The following is an 18,762-nucleotide window of genomic DNA, read 5'->3' as shown; positions in this document are numbered from 1 at the left end:
CGTGTGGTGGAGTGATCGGGCTCGAGGCTAGGCTGTGGTCCTGACACGGACAGGTCGTCGGTGGGGACGTGACCTGCACGAAAAATGCGTCTGGGGGGACCGTGATGGCCGACGTCCGCAAGGCCCGGCAACTGTTCGAACTGGGTGTGCTGTCGCTGGGCATCGCCGTCGAGGGGCAGGAGCCGGTCAACAACCCGCAACAGGCGGCCAAGGCATTCACCCGCGCCAGCGAGTGGGACCCCGCGATGGCCGACGCGTGGCTGGGGCGTCTGGCGTGCGGGGAGAACACCGACGAGGTGTTGCTGGCGCTCTACCGGACCCGATCGGGCATCGGTCATGAGCAGCGCCGGCTCGGACTGCCGCAGCGCACCCTCGCCGGCCGGTGGACGGTGGATACGTTCATCACCTACCCGCTGTCGGACACCACCACCGCGACCGCGGCCTACGCATCGTCGCTCGCGCGCGGCGACGACTTCCCCGGCGCCCAGGAGGTACTCGACGAGATCCCTGCCGCCCATCGCATTCCGATCGTGGAGTACGTGCAGGGGTATCTGTACACACGGGCGCACCGGTGGCCGGACGTCCTGACCGCGTTGCACCGTTCTGATCGTTGGGACGACGAGTTCCTCGGTGTGGCCGCGGACTTCATGGCCGGATCGGCGTGCGCCCAGCTCGGCATGTTCGGCGAGGCGACGCGACGCCTGCAGACCGCGATCGACGGACCGTTGCCCACCCTCGTCGGTGAGTCGATGTTCGTCATGGGCATGGCCATGCGCGAGCAAGGTCAGGAGGACAAGGCGCGGTTGATGTTCGAGCAGGCCTACGCACGCAACCCCCTCTCGGCGGCGGGGCAGGCGCTGAAGTCCCCCAGCTTCCGACTCGTCATCACCACCCCCGACCAGATCGCCGAGCGTCGTGACCCGTGGGACCCGACGTCGGCGGCCGAACCCGCTGAGACCCTCGTCGCCGACAACGCCGGCCGGCCCGAGATGACCGAGATGGTCACCGCGGCCCAACGCGAGCTGGCCGACCAGATCGGCCTCGACTCCGTCAAGGAGCAGGTCGCCAAACTACAGTCGGCGGCGACCCTCGCCAAGGTGCGCGCCGACCGCGGACTCACCACATCGGCCCGCAGCCTGCACCTCGCGTTCACCGGACCACCCGGCACCGGCAAGACGACGGTCGCGCGCATCGTCGCCAAGATCTACTGCGGACTCGGATTCATCAAGACCGACAAGGTCGTCGAGGCGACGCGTCGCGACATGGTCGGCGAGCATCTCGGTTCGACGGCCCCGAAGACGTCGGCGGTGATCGACTCGGCGATGGACGGGGTGCTGTTCATCGACGAGGCCTACACACTGATCCAGCAGGGGCTCACCGGCGGGGACGCCTTCGGCAAGGAGGCCGTCGACACGCTGCTGGCGCGGATGGAGGACGACCGGGACCGGCTCGTCGTGATCATCGCCGGGTACGACGGGGAGATCGACCGGTTCCTGCGCTCGAACGACGGACTGTCGTCGAGGTTCGCTCGCCGGGTGCGGTTCGAGTCGTACACCCCCGACGAGCTCTCGCGGATCGGCGACTTCATCGCGAATCGTCGCGACTCGCTCCTCACCCCTGACGCGCTGGCGGAGCTCGAGCAGGCCTGCGTCCCGCTGTATCACGATGTGCGCGAAGATGTCTCGGGACCACGACGCGCCACCGACATCGCGGGTAACGGTCGCTTCATCCGCAACGTCGTCGAGGCCGCGGAGGAGGAGCGCGAGTACCGGCTCTCCACGATGGGCGACCTCGAGTCGCTCACCCAGGACGACCTGATGCGTATCGAGGTGGACGACATGCGCAGCGCGATACGCAGCGTGCTGTCGGGATTGCGGCGATGAGGCGCGGTGCGGCGCTCATGGCCGCTGCCGCCTCAGCTCTCGTGATCGCGGGATGCACCGTCGACGGCACGCCGGTCGCCGACCCGGCCGCACCGTCGACCTCCACGACCACCTACTCGTCCGTCCCGGGCTATTCCGGCCCGAGCTATCCCACCCCGAGCTATCCCACGAAGCCACCGTCGTTCGCACCGCCGCCGGACGACACGGTGCGCGAGGTACCCGCGCCGGCCAACTGGGCGACGATGACCTGCCGCGAGTACATCGACCTCGACCTGTCGACGCAGGTCGCCGTGATCAAGGCCCTGGGTGCGACGCGCAACTTCGTTCCTGTCGCCCGGATCTTCTCGGTCCTGTGCACCGGGCAACCGGAGACCACCGTCGCGGACATGCTCCGCCGGGGTGGCCCGAACTGATCAGGGCGCGCACAAGTGATTCCCGGCGTGCTCGTGATGTTTACCCTGGGCTCATGAGCAGTGACGTCCCCACCATCTCCGCGGACCCGGCCGAGCAGTACGCCGACCTCGCCGACGCCGCCCGGGCCCTGGTGGCCGGCGAGAGCGATCTCGTGGCCAACGCCGCCAATCTGTCGGCCCTCGTGTACCACGCTCTGCTGCAAGTCAACTGGGTGGGTTTCTACTTCTTCGACGGCACCGAGCTGGTCGTCGGGCCGTTCCAGGGTCAGCCGGCGTGTGTCCGCATCCCACTGGACCGGGGCGTCTGCGGGGCCGCTGCCCGCACCCGCGCCACGCAGCGGGTCGCTGATGTGCACGCGGTGCCCGATCACATCGCGTGTGACGCGGCGAGCCGTTCCGAGGTGGTCGTGCCGCTGGTGCGTGGCGACGAGTTGATCGGCGTCTTCGATCTCGACAGCCCGGTCACCGACCGGTTCTCCGAGATCGACCAGCACGGCCTCGAATCGATCGGGCAGATTCTCGTCGAGTCGATCAGCTGACCGGCCGCCCCCCAGGAAGCCAGACGCGCCGGCACCCCACACCCGATCCCTGAGGAAGCCCGGAGCGCCAGCGGAGGGCTGTCACGAAGGGTCCCGCCCTCGACCCGATCAGCCCGCGCCGGTGACCGCGATGATCGCGTCGCGATAATCCGGCCTGCAGATCACGAGATCGGGCAGGTAGGTGTCGTCCTGGTTGTACACCAGCGGCGAACCATCGATACGGCCACACCACAGGCCCTTGGCCTGCGCGACGGCCACCGGCGCCGCAGAATCCCACTCGTACTGACCGCCCGCGTGGACGTAGGCGTCGGCCTCACCGCGGACGATGGCCATCGCCTTCGCGCCGGCCGATCCCATCTGCAGCACCTCGCCCCCGATGGCGTCGGCGGCCGCCTGTGAGAAGGCCGGTGGCCGAGAGGCGCTCACCACCACGCGGGGCCGGTCGGTCCGCGGCATCGCGGCGAGCCCGTCGGTCGGGGCGACCGTCGCAGCGTCGTCGAGATAGGTGACCCCCAGGGCCGGCAGGGCCACCGCTCCCGCGACGAGGCCGTCGGTCGCCGACCAGAGCGCCACGTGCACCGCCCAATCCGTGTGGCCGTCGGTGCCGTACTCCCGGGTACCGTCCACCGGGTCGACGATCCACACACGGTCCGCCGACAGCCGGTTCTTGTCGTCGGCGGACTCCTCCGACAGCACCGCGTCGTCAGGCCGCTCGGCAGCCAGTCTCTCCAGCAACAACTCATTGGACCGCAGATCGCCGGCCTTGCCGAGCTCTTTGCCCGTCAGCCCGCTCGTGGCGCGGATGTCCATCAGCAATTCGCCTGCAGCCGTTGCCAGTTCACCGGCGAGTGCACGGTCGGTCGCCACGTCTCTCCTCTACAGTCCCAGATTGCGGATGACCGAGTCGGCCACCTCCGCGGGTGATCCATCCGACGGCGACACGACGATGTCGGCATTCTGCGGCCGTTCGTATGGCGAGTCGATGCCGGTGAACTGACTGATCTCACCACGACGAGCCTTGGCATACAAACCTTTCGGGTCACGCTGTTCGCAGAGGTCGAGAGGGGTGTCGACGAAGATCTCGAAGAACGGCAGGCGCTGCTCCGCGTGGATCTCCCGGGCGCGTTGACGCTCTTCGGCGAAGGGACTGATCAGCGAGACGATGGCGACCGCGCCGGAGTCGGCGAACAGGGCGGCGACCTCACTCGTCCGACGGATGTTCTCGCGCCGGTCGTCGTCGGAGAAGCCGAGATCCGAGTTGAGGCCGTGACGCAGATTGTCCCCGTCCATCAGGTACGCCGGGCGTCCCTCGGCGACCAGCCGCCGTTCGAGCTCGGTGGCCAACGACGACTTCCCGGAACCCGACAGACCGGTGAGCCAGATCGTCGCGCCCTGGTGCGCGCGCTGATCGCGGGCCACCTTCGTCGTCTGCCACACCACATGACTGTCCATACTGACCGGCGCCGTGATCATCCCGGCGGCGACGGTCTTGTTCGTCGCCTCGTCGATCAGGATGAAACTCCCGGTCTCACGGTTCTTGCGGTAGGCATCGAACAGCATCGGCTGTTGCGTGTGCAGCGTGATCCGGGCGATCTCGTTGAGCTTCAACGAGTCCGCCGACTCGTCACGATGCAGGCTGTTGACGTCGAGTCGATAGTTGAGCCCACCGATCTGGGCTCGGGTCAGTCGCGTCCCGCACATCAATTGGTAGCGGTTGCCGGGCCGCAGTTCCGTGTCGTCGGAGAACCAGCACACCATCGCGTCGAGGTCGCGGCCCACATACGGGCGGTTGTTCGGGCGGGCAAGCATGTCACCGCGGACGATGTCGATCTCGTCGGCGAGTTCGATCGAGACCGCCATCGACGCGAACGCCTCGTCGACCTTCGCACCACCCGGACCCCAGATCTCGGTGATCGTGGTGCTGAAACCGCCGGGCAGCACGATGATCTCGTCGCCACGCGCGAAGATGCCGCCCGCCACCGTGCCCGCATACGCCCGATGATCCGCACCGTCGCTGCGTTGAGGCCGGATCACATACTGCACGGGCATACGGGCGTCGATGAGATTGCGGTCCGAAGCGATGTAGACGTTCTCGAGGTGACTCAGCAGCGGCCGTCCCTCGTACCACGGCATGTTCACCGACTGGTCGACGACGTTGTCACCCGCCAGCGCCGACAACGGGATGAAGGTCAGATCGGTGACGTTCAATTTCGCTGCGAAAGAGACGAAGTCGTCGACGATCTCGTCGAACCGATCCTGCGACCAGTCGACCAGATCCATCTTGTTGACGCAGATGGTGAGGTGCGGGATGCCCAGCAGGGACGACAGGAAGGCATGTCGCCTGGTCTGTTCCAGCACACCCTTGCGGGCGTCGATGAGGATCATCGCCAGGTCGGCGGTCGACGCCCCCGTCACCATGTTGCGCGTGTACTGCACGTGACCCGGGGTGTCGGCGATGATGAACTTGCGACGCGGCGTGGTGAAGTACCGATAGGCGACATCGATCGTGATGCCCTGCTCCCGTTCGGCACGCAGCCCATCGGTCAGCAGCGCCAGATTCGCATATTCGTCGCCGCGCTCGGCACTGGTCCGTTCGATGGACTCCAACTGATCGGTGAAGATGCTCTTGGAGTCGAAGAGCAGGCGTCCGATCAGAGTCGACTTGCCGTCGTCGACCGACCCGGCCGTGGCCAACCGCAGCAGCTCCTTCGCGCCTCGGCCGGGCCCGCTCACTTCGTTCCCGGCGCCCATCCAACCGGGCCCGCTCACTTCGTTCCCGGCGCCCATCAGAAATAGCCTTCTTTCTTGCGATCCTCCATGCCTGCCTCCGAGATCCGGTCGTCGGCGCGTGTCGCCCCCCGCTCGGTGACCCGGGTGATCTCGATCTCCGAGATCACCTTCTCGTTCGTGTCGGCATCACTGAGCACACAGCCGGTGCACGTCGCGTCGCCGACGGTGCGGAACCGGACCGTCGCGGTCTCGACCCGCTCACCCGGATACTGCTGCAGGAAGCGGGTTTTTGCGAGGAGCATGCCGTCGCGGGGGATGACCTCGCGTTCGTGGGCGTAATAGATGGGCGGGAGTTCGATGTCCTCGGAGCCGATGTACTGCCAGATGTCGAGCTCGGTCCAGTTGCTCAACGGGAAGACCCGGATGTGTTCACCCTTGTGGTGGCGTCCGTTGTAGAGCCGCCACAGCTCTGGTCGCTGCGCGCGCGGATCCCAGGCCCCGAACTCGTCGCGGAAACTGAAGACCCGCTCCTTGGCACGGGCCTTCTCCTCGTCCCGGCGCGCGCCGCCGAACACCGCGTCGAACCTGTTGTCGGTGATACCGCGCAACAATGCGGTGGTCTGCAGACGATTCCGACTCGCCCCGGGACCCGTGTCCTCGACGACCCGACCGGCGTCGATGTCGTCCTGCACGGAACTGACGACCAGGCGCACGCCGGTCTGTTCGACCACCCGATCCCGGTACTCGATGACCTCGTCGAAATTGTGTCCCGTGTCCACATGCATCAGCGGGAACGGCACGGGCGCCGGCCAGAATGCCTTGCGGGCCAGGTGGAACATGACGACCGAGTCCTTGCCCCCGGAGAACAGCAACACCGGCCGCTCGAACGTCGCCGCGACCTCCCGCATGATGTGTACGGACTCGGCCTCGAGGGCCGCGAGGTGCGTCAGTTCATACCCATGGTGCACGCGTTGATCTCCCGCGTCGGTCGTGCTCGACACCGTGACCATCTCCCTTGACATGTCGAATATTCGACACTAAGTATTGACTATGTGACACAAACCGTAGGTGACTCCGCCGACGCGCGTCAACCATCGCGCGCCGCCTCACCTCCGACGTCCCGGGTCGTCAGCATCGTCGAACTCCTGGCCGGCGCGGACCAACCCTCGTTGACCCTTGCCGAGATTGTCCGTCAGACCGGTCTCTCGCGCGCCACGGCGCACGCGATCGTCGGCGAACTGGTCGAGCAAGGCTGGCTGATCCGCGATCCGGTGGCCGGGACCTTCGGTGTCGGCCCCGGATTCGTCGCCCTCGCACGGACCGCCGGTAGCGCGGATCTCCTGAACCGCTGGGCGTCGTCGGCCGCACACCAGTTGAGCGACCGCTTCGGCATCGCCTGCTTCGTGGCGCGACGGACCTCGACCGACATGATCACCGTCGCCGCACACGCGGTGCCGGCACATCTGTCCGACGGCTCGGAACCCTCGCCATGGTTCCGTCACGGGAGCCGAATCCGACTGCGCCCGCCGATCTGCCGTGAGTTCATCGCGTGGGAACCCGCGGACGCACGGGCGGAATGGGTCGCGCAGGCGCCGGAGCCGACGCGCACCCGCCTGCGAATGGTCCTCGACGTCATCGCCGAGCGCGGCTACTCGATCGAGCGGATGACCGACGACCACGTCGCGATGGTGGAGGCCCTCAGTTCGCTGGACACGATGTCGGAGAGCCTGCGCGCCCGGGTCGGCGACCTGTTGACCGAGCTGTCGGTGATCGATTATCTGCCCGACGAACTCGACGGCGAGATCGCCGCGGTGACCGTCGGCGCACCGATCGTCGACGCCACGCAGCGGGTGGTGGCCTCGATCGTCGCCTGCCCCAACTCGACTCTGTCCGTCGGCGAGCTCGACGACCTCGCCGCAGCGACTCGGTCGGCGGCCGACGGGATCTCCGCGCACCTGGCGTGAACGGACGACGCTGTCCCCACTGACACCTCAGCGACTGATCGGCGCACGGTGCGGGCCCGATGCCTCGCTGACGTGTCATCTGGGACAGCCCACATCGCATAACCGTGTCCGTCAACAGGACGACATCGGGCCACAGAAGCATCACGTTTCCGACAGTCGTGAAACACCGGACACATCCGTCACGAATCGTTGGGCAGCACCCCGCTCTCCACGGAAGGACACAGACATGCGATCACGGCCCACCCGCACCCGACTCGCCGGCGCCCTGCTGGCTGCCACCGCGGCGGTCGGCCTCGCCACGGCCGGGACGGGTACCGCGTCCGCGGAGACCGTGGTCCCCCTCGAGCGCTGCTGGGGAGTCAGCCCGAACATCGTCGACCAGCCGTTCAGCACGGCCCGCCTCTTCGTCAGTCCGGAAGGCCGTGGCCGGGTCGTCGCCCGGGTGCGAGATGTGTCGAGCTTCTGGATTCCCACCGGTGGTTATCAGTCGGTCGGACGGCTGGACTGGCACAACCTGACCACCGGCCGCAAGGGCACCTCCGTCAACGCCGCATCGATCGGCCTCTACGTCGGCGGCCCGACGTTCCACCTCACCACCGGACCGGGCACAGTGCGCGTCACGTTCAGTGCCGTGAACCGGAATGCGCTGTGGGCCATCCCCAGTACGGCGTGCAGCGGCACTATGCGGGTGGGGTGACGGCGGGGCCGACGTCACGCGGCGCCATGCGGATTCGTTGGGAGACAACCGATCAGCCGCATGAGAGTCACCGGAGAACGCCGATGAGTGGATAATCCACATATCTCCGCTCTGGGGTGAGCCTGATGCGGGCCACGCAGGATGTCAACGTCTGTCAGTCGTAGCCGTCGACGTCACGCGTGGTACGCGATGGAATCCGGACCCGGTAGGTCGACTGGCGGATCTCGGGTGAACCAGGCGAACTCGAAGGAACTGAGACGCCCCTTCCTCACGAAGACGATGATCTCTCCGACGAACTCGTTCTCCTCCCACACCTCGGCCGACACCGGGAGTGGACCGTCGGCGATCCGGGCGGGCCGAACCGACGGGTTGTCGAACTGCCAGAAGAGCTGTGCCCGGCCATCACCCGGGATGATCCTGAGTTCGTCGAGTTGCGTCCGCAGGATCGCACCTGCATCTCCGGACACGAGACGGAGGATGTGCGAGAGGATGTCGATCTCACGACCGGTGAGCGGTCGGGCCGCTCGTGAGGTCCGCAGTGTCCGGTCGGGTCGGTCCTCCGCGGAAGGATCAATCACACCGCTTCGAAGCGTATGGAGTCAAAAGGCGGGAACGCAGTGGGTCTTTCGTCGGTCACCCACGCGAACTCGAGCAAGGACATCCGGCCGTCCGAGAGAAACAGCATCACCTCGCCGAGGTAGTCTGCGCCGTCCCACGCCTGGGCGGCGACCGGCAGCGGTCCGTCGGACAACCCGGAAGATCTCGTCGCCGAGCCCACGCTGAGTGACACCTGAATCGGCGAATCGCCGCGTACCGCGGACGCGTGCTCGAGCTGGCTCTGGAGTACACCTCGCTCGGATTCAGGTAGCACGTCGATGAATTGGGCGATCAGACCCACCTCGTCGGTAGTGAGTTGGCGTCTGTGGTCAGTGCACAACGGAACTCCTTTCTCCGTGCGGAGACATCATCGCCGTCGTCGCCGACAACTCATGGCCCGAATCCACGCTCCCTCGCGCCTTTTGACCGTGATCCGACAGCATGAGAGTCACCAGAGAGCGCAGACAAGTGGATTATCCACTTTCCTCCGCTCTCCGGTGATCCTGATGCGGGCGAGCCCGCCCCAACCATCACGTCTTCGTCACAGATCATCGACATCCCTCGCGCAACGGCCCCAGAACCGCTGGCATGGCAGATGACATGCACTACAGACGGTGCCGACGTCGGGGAGCTCCATGCGAAGCAGAAGTCTGATTTTCGTGATCGCGATGACGCTCGCGATGCTGTCGTGGTCGGCGGCGCCTGCCCAGGCCCGGCCGACCATCCCGGCCGCCGGATACGGGTTCAGCGACGGCGGCGCGATGATCTTCACCAACGGACGCGCCGACACGACACGCGAACTCGACGCGATCCGCGAGGCAGGCGGCTCGTGGATGCGGCTCGGCGTCGACTGGAGTCGGATCGAGCCGCAGCGAGGAAAGCCGAACTGGTCGACCCTTGACTACATCTGCGACCAGGCGCAGGTCCGCGGCATCAGGATCCTCGCCAACCTGACGTTCGCCCCGACGTGGGCGAACGGCCGCGTCGGCGTCGTCGGCCGCACGGCGCCGCCGCGCGATCCCGCCACTTTCGCGACGTTCGCCCGTCAGTACGCACAGCGTTACGGCACCCGGACCGATGCCTACGAGGTCTGGAACGAACCGAACCTGCCGATCTTCTTCGGCGGCCAGTGGTCGAACCGCGCGGCGAGCTATACCAAGATCCTCCGAGCGGCATATCCGGCGCTGAAGTCGGTTGCGCCGACGACACCCGTCGTCGCCGCCGGACTGTCCCGCGGCGACGGGGCCGACGCCCCGCCCGCCTTCGTCACCGCGATGTACGGTGCGGGCGCGCACGGATTCTTCGACGCCCTGGCGATGCACCCCTACATCGCCGGCGGCGACGGCACCCTGGCCGGGGCCAGATCACGAGGCTGGCTCGACGTCGCGTCGGTTCGGGCGCTCATGGTCTCCAAGGGCGACGCGTCGAAGAAGATCTGGTTCACCGAATTCGGAGCGCCGACCGGCCCGCGGTGGGGTCCCGCCTGGCTCGCCACGCTCGGCGGCGCGTTCAACGTGACCCAGGCTGAGCAGGCACGGCAGATCGAGTTGGTGATGAGCTCCATCGCCGACCTCGACCACGCGGGACCGGCGTTTGTGTACTCCATCCGCGACACCAACACGCGGAGCACGCAGGGTGAGGCGAACTTCGGGGCGCTGTACACGACCGACTGGAAACGGAAAACGTTCTTCGATCACATGACGTCCTGATCCCGCCGCGACAGCAGCGACAGCAGCCCTCACTACCAACCAAGCACTTGCTAGGTTACCCTCGACGGCATGAGTGATGCCGTCATCCCGCCTGCACTCGGACTCGACGATCTCGGCCCGGAGTCCACCCCGGTCGCCTACGAGGTCGGCGGGCCGGACAACGCCGTCGCCTACGTGACCCTCAACCGTCCCGAGTACCGGAATGCGCAGAACTCGGTGATGACGTACTCGCTCGACGCGGCGTTCCGCAAGGCCGTCGACGACCCGGCGGTCAAGGCCATCGTGCTCCGCGCGAACGGGAAGCACTTCTCCGCAGGCCACGACATCGGCACCCCCGAACGCGACTTCGACACCCACTACGACAACGTCGCCGCGCTGCACTGGGATCACACCGACAAGTCCGGCGCCGATCAGCGTCTCGCCCGCGAGACCGAGGTGTACATGGGCATGTGCCGGCGCTGGCGGGAGATCCCGAAGCCGGTCATCGCGCAGGTACACGGGGCCTGTATCGCCGGCGGGCTCATGCTCGCCTGGATATGCGACTTCATCGTCGCCTCCGATGACGCGTTCTTCTCGGACCCGGTCGCGCGCATGGGTATCCCCGGAGTCGAGTACTTCGCGCACGCGTATGCGCTCGGCACGCGCCGCGCCAAGGAGATCCTGTTCACCGGCGAACGGTTCACCGCCGCGCAGGCCGCCGATTGGGGCATGGTGAACCATGTCGTCCCGCGCGACGAGCTGCCGGCGACGGTCGACGCGATCGCGGAGAAGATGGTGGCCATGCCGCTGCAGGGACTGTTCCTCAGCAAGAAGGCGGTCAACATCTGCGAAGACCAGATGGGACTGCGCAACTCGATGGACTCGGTCTTCGGCTGGCATCACTTCGCCCACGCCGCCAACGCCGAATCCGGTGGCGACTCGCTCGGCGGGATGGACGCCAAGTCGATGAAGGCCTCGTCCGCGAACGGTTCTGGGAGCTGACATGGACCTCTTCTTCGACGACGCAGCCCAGAAGTTCCGCACCGAGGTCCGGTCGTGGCTCGCCGATCACGTTCCCGCGCAACCGCTCCCGTCGATGGACACCGCCGAGGGATTCGAGGCGCACCGCGATTGGGAGCGCACGATGGCCGCCGACCGCATGTCGGTGGTCAGTTGGCCACAGGAATACGGCGGTCGCGATGTCCCGCTGCTGCACTGGGTGATCTTCGAGGAGGAGTACTACCGATCGGGCGCGCCCGGCCGCGTCAGCCAGAACGGGATCTTCCTCTTGGCGCCGACCCTGTTCGAGCACGCCCATCCCGATCAACTGGCCCGGATCATGCCGCGCATGGCGCGCGCCGACGACATCTGGGGGCAGGCCTGGAGCGAGCCCGAGGCCGGCTCCGACCTCGCCTCCCTGCGGTCGACGGCGACCCGCACCGACGGCGGCTGGTTGCTGAACGGACAGAAGACGTGGAGTTCGCGTTCGAGCTTCGCCGACTGGGCGTTCGGATTGTTCCGCACCGACAAGGAAGCACAGCGCCACCGTGGCCTGACCTACTTCATGTTCGACCTACGCAGCCCGGGCGTCACGGTCCGTCCGATCGCCCAGCTCGACGGCGAGGCAGGTTTCGCGGAGTTGTTCCTGGAGGACGTCTTCGTGCCCGACGACCCGGACAACCACGGGGACTCCGGTGTCATCGGCGCGGTCGACAACGGCTGGAAGGTGGCGATGAGCACCGCGGCCAACGAACGCGGACTCTCGCTGCGATCGCCCGGTCGCTTTCTCGCCACCACCGACCGTCTCGTCCGGCTGTGGAAGCAGAGCCGTGACGGCGTCTGGCCCACCGCCACCACCGACGCCCGGGTGGCCGACGCGTGGATCGGCGCACGCGCCTACGAACTGTCGACCTATCAGACGGTCAGCCGCCTGGCCGCCGGCGGACAACTCGGCATGGAGTCGTCGATCAACAAGGTGTTCTGGTCGCAGTGGGACATCGCCGCCCACGAGACGGCGCTGGACCTGCAATGCACCGACGCCGAGCTCGACGACGCCTGGATGGACGGGTACCTCTTCTCCCTGTCGGGCCCGATCTACGCCGGCACCAACGAGATCCAACGTAACGTCATCGCGGAGCGCCTGCTCGGCCTGCCGCGTGGGGACAGGTGAGACGGATGGAATTCCTGCTTTCCGATGTACACGACGACCTGGCGTCGACCGTGGATGCAGTGCTCACGAAGGCCGACGTGCCCGCACGCACCCGCGCCTGGGTCGACGGCGATCGCGGGCCCGTCGACGAGGTGTTCACCGCGCTCGCCCAGACGGGGGTCAACGGCCTCCTGATCGACGAGTCGGCCGGCGGCTCGTCGGCCGGTGCGATCGAGATGGTGGTCGCGGTCGAGCAGATCGGGCGTCATGCGCTCCCCGGGCCGGTGGTGGAGAGCATCGCCGTGCTGCCCGTGCTCTTCCGGTCGGCCGGCGTCACCGGCGAGCGACTCTCGGCGCTTGCCGAAGGCGCCTTCGCGACGTGCGCCATCCCACCGGTCGCACCGCTTGCCCCGGTCTCCGACATCGCCTATCTCGTCCAGGACGGTGTGCTCAGCACGGCGACGGCGGCCACCGCGGTCGCCACGGTCGACCCGACGCGGCAGGTCGCCGAGCTCGGTCCGGTCGAGACCATCGCCGAGGGCGTCGCCGTCGACGACGCCCTCGACATCGGCACCCTGGCGACGGCCGCCCAACTCCTCGGCATGGCGGGCGCGATGCTCACCCTCGCCGCCGATTACGCGCAGGCCCGCCATCAGTTCGGCCGCGCGATCGGGTCGTTCCAGGCGGTCAAACATCACCTGGCAGACGTGGCGATCGCGGTGGAGATGGCGCGACCGCTCGTCCACGCCGCCGCTCTCGGCATCGACGGACTCGTTCCGGAGGACACCGACGTCCGCCGAGACGTCGCGGCAGCCAAGGTCGCGGCCGGCGACGCCGCCCACCTCGCGTCGCGCCGGGCCCTGCAGGTGCTCGGCGCCATCGGCTACACGACCGAACACGACCTGTCGCTGTACCTGACGAAGACGCGTGCACTGCTCACCGCATGGGGCACACCCGCCGCCCTGCGGCACCGAGTTCTGGAGTCACTGTGACGATCTCCCCCGCCACCGCCCAGTCCGCCATCTCGGCCGAGGAACGCGAGGCGCTGTCCGAGGCCATCCGTGACCTCGTCCGTCGTCGTGCCGACTCCGCGACCGCCCGCGCGGCCATGCGCGCCACCCCGCGCATCGACCGCGAGCTCTGGCAGACCCTGTGCAGCGAGATCGGTGTCGCCGCCCTGCCCATCCCAGAGGAGTTCGGCGGGGCGGGAGCCACCTTCGTCGAGACCGCCGCCGTGCTCGAGGAATTGGGCCGGACATTGAGTCCGGTACCCGTGTTCGCAACCGCGTCGGCCACCGCGGCGCTGCTGCTCGCCGACGACGAGGAGATCAACCGGCAGCTGCTGCCCGCCATCGCCGCGGGCGAGCGCATCGTGACGGTGTGCTGGGCGGGCGCCACCGGCTGGGACACTCCAGGGGTGACCGCAGACGCCGGACTACTCACCGGCACAGCCGAATACGTCATCGACGGTGAATCCGCGGATCTGTTCCTGGTGCTCGCGGGCGGCGGTGGGGCGCTCACCCTGCACGCCGTCGACACCGATGCCGAGGGCGTCACCGTCACGCCGCTCCCGGTCGTCGACCCCAGTCGGCCGCTGGCCCGCGTCGCCTTCGACGAGGCGGCCGGCGTCTCGATCGCCTCGGACTCCGACCTGTCGACCCGATTGCGCTCGCTGTCCTGGACGCTGCTCTCGGCCGAGCAGGTCGGTGGCGCCACCGCGGCGCTCGAGCTCACTGTGGACTACACCCGGTCGCGCAGACAGTTCGGCCGGACCATCGGCTCCTTCCAGGCGCTCAAACACCGGATGGCCGACATGTACGCGTCGGTCGAGACCGCGCGGTCGATCGCGCGGGCCGCCGTGGCGGCGGCCACCACCGGCTCCCCCGACGCCGACGAGCTCGCCTCCGCCGCACATGTCTATTGCTCCGAGACGTTCACCACGGTGACCGGTGAGGGCATCCAGCTGCACGGCGGCATCGGGATCACCGCCGAGCACGACATCCAGCTGTACTTCAAGCGAGCACACGGATCCGCTCAACTCTTCGGCCGGCCCCATGAGGTGGTCGCCGAACTCTCGGCACGCGCATTCGGCTGAGATCACGGCGGTCCGGGCACACCGGGCCCTCGTGGGTTCGCAGACGCCGGTCTCCACTCCTGGGCACCGAGGCGACGAGGATGCACGGCCACCCCTGATCCATGACGATCGGAGACCACGCGGACTATCGTCGCTGACAGGTCCCCGACGACTGCGACTCCTGCAACCCAGCACGAGTCCTCACGCTGCGGTCGGGGCAGGGAAGGCATGACCATGCAGGACAACAAGCACACCCGGCGCCGCGTCCCCAAGCCTCGCGACCTGGCACCGCTGATGCAGTTCAAGAAGCCGCAGTTGGACGCGAAGAAGCGTCGGCTCGACGCGGCGCTGACGGTCGAGGACCTGCGCACCATCGCCAAACGCCGCACCCCGAAGGCCGCGTTCGACTACACCGACGGCTCGGCCGAGGCCGAACTGTCCATCGCGCGGGCACGTCAGGCGTTCTCCGACATCGAGTTCCGCCCGGCGATCCTGCGAGACGTGTCCAAGGTCGACACCTCCTGCACCATCCTCGGCGGACGCTCGGAACTGCCATTCGGCATCGCGCCGACCGGTTTCACCCGCATGATGCAGACCGAGGGTGAGTACGCCGGTGCCCGCGCCGCCGCCCGCGCCGGAATCCCGTTCTCGTTGTCGACGATGGGCACCGCCTCCATCGAAGACGTCAAGGACGCCAACCCCCACGGCCGCAACTGGTTCCAGCTCTACATGTGGAAAGATCGCGAACGGTCGATGGCTCTGGTCGAGCGCGCCGCCAACGCCGGCTACGACACCCTGCTGGTCACCGTCGACGTCCCCGTCGCCGGGGCGCGACTGCGCGACAAACGCAACGGCATGTCCATCCCACCCGCGCTGACCGCCAAGACCGTGCTCAACGCCGTGCCCCGGCCGCAGTGGTGGATCGACTTCCTCACCACCGAACCACTGGCGTTCGCGTCGCTGGACCGTTGGTCGGGAACCGTCGCCGAACTGCTCGACACGATGTTCGACCCGACGGTCACCTTCGACGATCTCGCGTGGATCAAGAGCCAGTGGCCGGGCAAGCTGGTGGTCAAGGGCATCCAGACCGTCGCCGACGCCAAGGCGGTCACCGGCCTCGGTGCCGACGGCATCGTGCTGTCCAACCACGGTGGACGCCAACTGGATCGGGCACCCATCCCGTTCCACCTGCTGCCCGACGTCGCCCGCGAGGTCGGCGCCGACACCGAGATCATCCTCGACACCGGGATCTCCTCCGGTGCCGACATCGTCGCCTCCATCGCATTGGGTGCCCGCTTCACCCTCGTCGGACGCGCCTACCTCTACGGCCTGATGGCCGGCGGTGAGGCAGGCGTCGACCGCATGATCGCCATCCTCTCCGAACAGATCACCCGCACCATGCGACTGCTCGGAGTGTCCACACTCGACGAACTCGGGCCCGGGCACGTCACCCAGCTCGAACGGCTGGTCCCCCGGAGCCGGGCGTAGGTGCGAGATCGCAACCGGTGTTTCACCGGTCAGCTTCCGGTGACGGCGGTGCGACGTTCCGCGATCTGATCGGCCAGACCGACGGCCAAGGCGACGAGCACCAGCAACGCGGCCGTCGCCAGGCCGAGCTGGAATGCCCTCGCCCAGTCCCCGTGAGTACTCGCCACCTGGGCGAAGAACACCGCACCGACGAGGGCGATACCGGCCGCCGACCCGATCCGTTGGCCGGTCTGCAACACGCCGCCGGCGATTCCAGCCTTCGACACGGGGACCTCGTCGAGGCTGAGGGTGAGGTTGGGCGAGATGACCAACCCCGAACCGACACCCGCGATGAGCAACGGGAACGCCGCCGCGTAGCCGACATACTGTCCGGGCACGAGGTACGCGGCGATGATCGTGCCGACCATCCCGAGGAACACGAGGAGCAGTCCTGCGATCACGAGCCGCCGTCCGACCCGGTTGACGATGTCACCGCCGATCTTGGCCGATATCGCCGACCCGAGGGCGAACGGGGTGACCGCCAGACCGGCCATCAACGCCGAATACCCCAGGCCCTGTTGCACATACAGCGTGTAGATGAAGAAGACCGTCGTGAACCCGGCGAAGTAGACGAGCGCGATGACGCAGCCCAGTGAGTACGACCGCAACGAGAACAGGGACAGGTCGACGAGCTGCTGACGGCCGCGACGCCCCTGATGCCGCTCCCAGAACACGAACGCCACCACCAACACTGCGGCGACGACGAACAACAACCATTTCCCGGCGCCCGGCCATTGCCGCTCCTGCACCAGCGGCAGCATCACTGCGACGACGCCCGCACCCAGCAGGAGCACCCCGAGCGGATCGAACGACGACGCCCGCAGCGGTTGTTTGGTCTCTGCCGGCCGCGCCGGGATCAGCCGCATCGCGGCGACGAACGCGACGACCCCGATGGGCACATTGACGAAGAACACCCAGCGCCAGCCGTGTTCGACACCACCGAGTTGGATCAGGACGCCGCCGAGGAGCGGACCGACCGCGGTGGAGATTCCGATCGTCGCGGCGAACATGCCGAAGGCCCTGCCCCGCTCGGCACCACGGAACAGCAGCTGGATCAGACCGGACACCTGCGGGCTGAGGATGCCGCCTGCGACACCCTGCACGAGTCGCGAGATCACCAGCATCCCAGGCCCCTGCGCGAACCCGCACGATGCGGAGGCCAGCACGAACAACGTCAGACCGACGAGGAAGGTGGTCTTGCGGCCACGGGCATCGCCGACCCGGCCCGCGGGCACCAACACCAGACCGAAGGTCAACGCGTAGCCGGACACCACCCACGAGAGGTCCGCAGAGGTGGCTCCCAGAGCCTTCTCGATCGACGGGAGTGCCACGTTGACGATAGACACGTCCAGCAGGGTCATGAATCCGACCACGAGGCAGACGGCCAGCGCCTTCCACCGGCGCGGATCCGGCTGGTACTGATCGGAAAGCGGATCGGTGGACATCGACATCTCTGTAGTGAACCATCCGGCGGCGGGTCGGGCGGTCCGCTCGGCTGCAGGCGATCTGGTGCAATGAACGCATGGGAGTGAGCATGCGTGACGCCGCCGCCGCGTCGGTGTCCGTCGGCACGGTGTCGAATGTGCTCAACTCCCCCGACGAGGTCGCACCGGCCACGGTTGCGCGGGTCCAGGCGGGGATCGACCAGCTGGGACTCGTCCGCAACGACGCCGCACGCCAGCTCCGCGCCGGACGGTCGCGGTGCGTCGGACTCGTAGTGCTCGACGTCGGCAACCCGTTCGTCACCGACATCGGCCGCGCCGCCGAGCGTCGGGCCGGCGAGAACGATCTGACCGTTCTCCTCGGCACGTCCGACGACGACGTGTCCCGGGAACAGGCCTACATCGACGCGTTCGACGAGCAACGCGTCTTCGGATAGCTGGTCTCGCCCATCGGTGACGACCTCGACCGCCTCGACGTCCTGCGTCGACGTGGCACACAGGTCATCCTCGTCGACCGCGACGCAGGCCGCTCCCCGTTCGACTCGGTCGCCGACGACGACATCGCCGACGACCGCCCGGATGCGGTGTCCTGTGCCAACGACCTCCTCGCCATCGGTGTCCTGCAGGCGTTCACAATGCTGGGGGCTCGGTGCGCGTGCCCGAGGACATCGCCCTGATCGGCTACGACGACATCGACTTCGCACGTTCCGCGGTCGTCCCGCTGTCCTCGATCCGACCAGCCCACCGCCCGGATCGGGGCGACGGCCGGCGATCGGACCCGACAGCACAAGCAGGAACAGCGGCCACACACTCGATGTCGGGAAGATCGCCGCGACCACGAGCGCCACGAACAGTCGCGCTGCCGTTCGACATCGCGCTCTCTTGCTCTCTCACCGGGAGCCTGACGGACCCAGCCGGGAATGTCCACCGAGGGCAGGACGAGAAGGGCCAGGCCATCGCCACCACCGCATCCGAGAACGTGATCAATCGACGAAAGACCTCTTCGGTCTGACGTGCAACGGCCATGAAGCGTCACAGCACCGCCAACCGGGCCCCGAC

17 protein-coding genes and 1 pseudogene are annotated in these 18,762 nt (G+C 67.6%); 12 read left to right on the top strand and 6 right to left on the bottom strand.

All coding sequences use genetic code 11. The features are described from left to right. The first annotated feature begins 104 nt into the window (after positions 1–104). From eccA to msrC, 3 genes are read left to right on the top strand one after another with little or no spacing between them, the layout of a single operon-like run. Entirely contained in the window at positions 105–1,883 is a 1,779-nt protein-coding gene (gene eccA / locus QSJ19_RS07995) for a type VII secretion AAA-ATPase EccA (protein WP_286319533.1), read from the top strand. Next, positions 1,880–2,296 carry a hypothetical protein gene (locus tag QSJ19_RS07990; protein ID WP_286319532.1) on the top strand — a complete coding sequence of 139 codons (417 nt, stop codon included), beginning with the start codon at positions 1,880–1,882 and terminating at the stop codon, positions 2,294–2,296. Before eccA ends, QSJ19_RS07990 begins: the two co-directional genes overlap by 4 nt. Before the next feature lie 53 nt (positions 2,297–2,349). After that, on the top strand, positions 2,350–2,835 hold the full coding sequence (gene msrC / locus QSJ19_RS07985; RefSeq protein WP_286319531.1) for a free L-methionine (R)-S-oxide reductase MsrC: 486 nt from the start codon (positions 2,350–2,352) through the stop codon (positions 2,833–2,835). A 108-nt stretch (positions 2,836–2,943) separates the two neighbouring features. Here msrC and QSJ19_RS07980 read toward each other — a convergent pair whose 3' ends face one another. From QSJ19_RS07980 to cysD, 3 genes are read right to left on the bottom strand one after another with little or no spacing between them, the layout of a single operon-like run. Continuing rightward, positions 2,944–3,702, bottom strand: a complete 759-nt coding sequence (locus tag QSJ19_RS07980; protein ID WP_286319530.1) for a 3'(2'),5'-bisphosphate nucleotidase CysQ — start codon at positions 3,700–3,702, stop codon at positions 2,944–2,946. Between the two features lie 9 nt (positions 3,703–3,711). Continuing rightward, positions 3,712–5,586, bottom strand: a complete 1,875-nt coding sequence (gene cysC / locus QSJ19_RS07975) for an adenylyl-sulfate kinase (protein WP_286319672.1) — start codon at positions 5,584–5,586, stop codon at positions 3,712–3,714. Between the two features lie 35 nt (positions 5,587–5,621). After that, on the bottom strand, positions 5,622–6,575 hold the full coding sequence (gene cysD, locus QSJ19_RS07970; protein WP_286319671.1) for a sulfate adenylyltransferase subunit CysD: 954 nt from the start codon (positions 6,573–6,575) through the stop codon (positions 5,622–5,624). Between the two features lie 42 nt (positions 6,576–6,617). Between cysD and QSJ19_RS07965 the strand changes: the two genes are divergently transcribed. Beyond that, the gene (locus QSJ19_RS07965; RefSeq protein WP_286319529.1) at positions 6,618–7,529 is read left to right on the top strand and encodes an IclR family transcriptional regulator; all 912 of its coding nucleotides are present in this window, start codon (positions 6,618–6,620) and stop codon (positions 7,527–7,529) included. 226 nt (positions 7,530–7,755) lie between these two features. After that, complete coding sequence (locus QSJ19_RS07960) at positions 7,756–8,226, top strand: hypothetical protein (protein WP_286319528.1); 471 nt, start codon at positions 7,756–7,758, stop codon at positions 8,224–8,226. Between the two features lie 173 nt (positions 8,227–8,399). Here QSJ19_RS07960 and QSJ19_RS07955 read toward each other — a convergent pair whose 3' ends face one another. Both QSJ19_RS07955 and QSJ19_RS07950 read right to left on the bottom strand, forming a co-directional pair. Further along, positions 8,400–8,804: a hypothetical protein gene (locus QSJ19_RS07955; protein WP_286319527.1), complete on the bottom strand. Its 405-nt coding sequence runs from the start codon at positions 8,802–8,804 to the stop codon at positions 8,400–8,402. Further along, positions 8,801–9,124 carry a hypothetical protein gene (locus tag QSJ19_RS07950; RefSeq protein WP_286319526.1) on the bottom strand — a complete coding sequence of 108 codons (324 nt, stop codon included), beginning with the start codon at positions 9,122–9,124 and terminating at the stop codon, positions 8,801–8,803. Before QSJ19_RS07950 ends, QSJ19_RS07955 begins: the two co-directional genes overlap by 4 nt. Before the next feature lie 334 nt (positions 9,125–9,458). Between QSJ19_RS07950 and QSJ19_RS07945 the strand changes: the two genes are divergently transcribed. From QSJ19_RS07945 to QSJ19_RS07920, 6 genes are all read left to right on the top strand, one after another. Beyond that, positions 9,459–10,532, top strand: coding sequence for a beta-galactosidase (locus tag QSJ19_RS07945; RefSeq protein ID WP_286319525.1), 1,074 nt, complete (start codon positions 9,459–9,461; stop codon positions 10,530–10,532). A 69-nt stretch (positions 10,533–10,601) separates the two neighbouring features. Further along, positions 10,602–11,513: an enoyl-CoA hydratase gene (locus QSJ19_RS07940; RefSeq protein WP_286319524.1), complete on the top strand. Its 912-nt coding sequence runs from the start codon at positions 10,602–10,604 to the stop codon at positions 11,511–11,513. A gap of 1 nt (position 11,514) precedes the next feature. Further along, entirely contained in the window at positions 11,515–12,681 is a 1,167-nt protein-coding gene (locus QSJ19_RS07935) for an acyl-CoA dehydrogenase family protein (RefSeq protein WP_286319523.1), read from the top strand. 5 nt (positions 12,682–12,686) lie between these two features. Beyond that, entirely contained in the window at positions 12,687–13,652 is a 966-nt protein-coding gene (locus QSJ19_RS07930; RefSeq protein WP_286319522.1) for an acyl-CoA dehydrogenase family protein, read from the top strand. Then, complete coding sequence (locus tag QSJ19_RS07925; RefSeq protein WP_286319521.1) at positions 13,649–14,755, top strand: acyl-CoA dehydrogenase family protein; 1,107 nt, start codon at positions 13,649–13,651, stop codon at positions 14,753–14,755. Before QSJ19_RS07930 ends, QSJ19_RS07925 begins: the two co-directional genes overlap by 4 nt. Before the next feature lie 213 nt (positions 14,756–14,968). Further along, positions 14,969–16,222, top strand: coding sequence for an alpha-hydroxy acid oxidase (locus QSJ19_RS07920; RefSeq protein ID WP_286319670.1), 1,254 nt, complete (start codon positions 14,969–14,971; stop codon positions 16,220–16,222). A 29-nt stretch (positions 16,223–16,251) separates the two neighbouring features. Here QSJ19_RS07920 and QSJ19_RS07915 read toward each other — a convergent pair whose 3' ends face one another. Beyond that, complete coding sequence (locus QSJ19_RS07915; RefSeq protein WP_286319520.1) at positions 16,252–17,706, bottom strand: MFS transporter; 1,455 nt, start codon at positions 17,704–17,706, stop codon at positions 16,252–16,254. A 77-nt stretch (positions 17,707–17,783) separates the two neighbouring features. Here QSJ19_RS07915 and QSJ19_RS07910 point away from each other — a divergent pair. Further along, positions 17,784–18,608: pseudogene (locus tag QSJ19_RS07910) on the top strand (LacI family DNA-binding transcriptional regulator). Positions 18,609–18,762: the final 154 nt, after the last annotated feature.

It is taken from the genome of Gordonia sp. ABSL11-1, assembly GCF_030315685.1.
Taxonomy (GTDB): Bacteria; Actinomycetota; Actinomycetes; order Mycobacteriales; family Mycobacteriaceae; genus Gordonia.
Note: the sequence above shows the minus strand (reverse complement) of the source record. Positions and strands in the feature narration are given on the sequence as shown.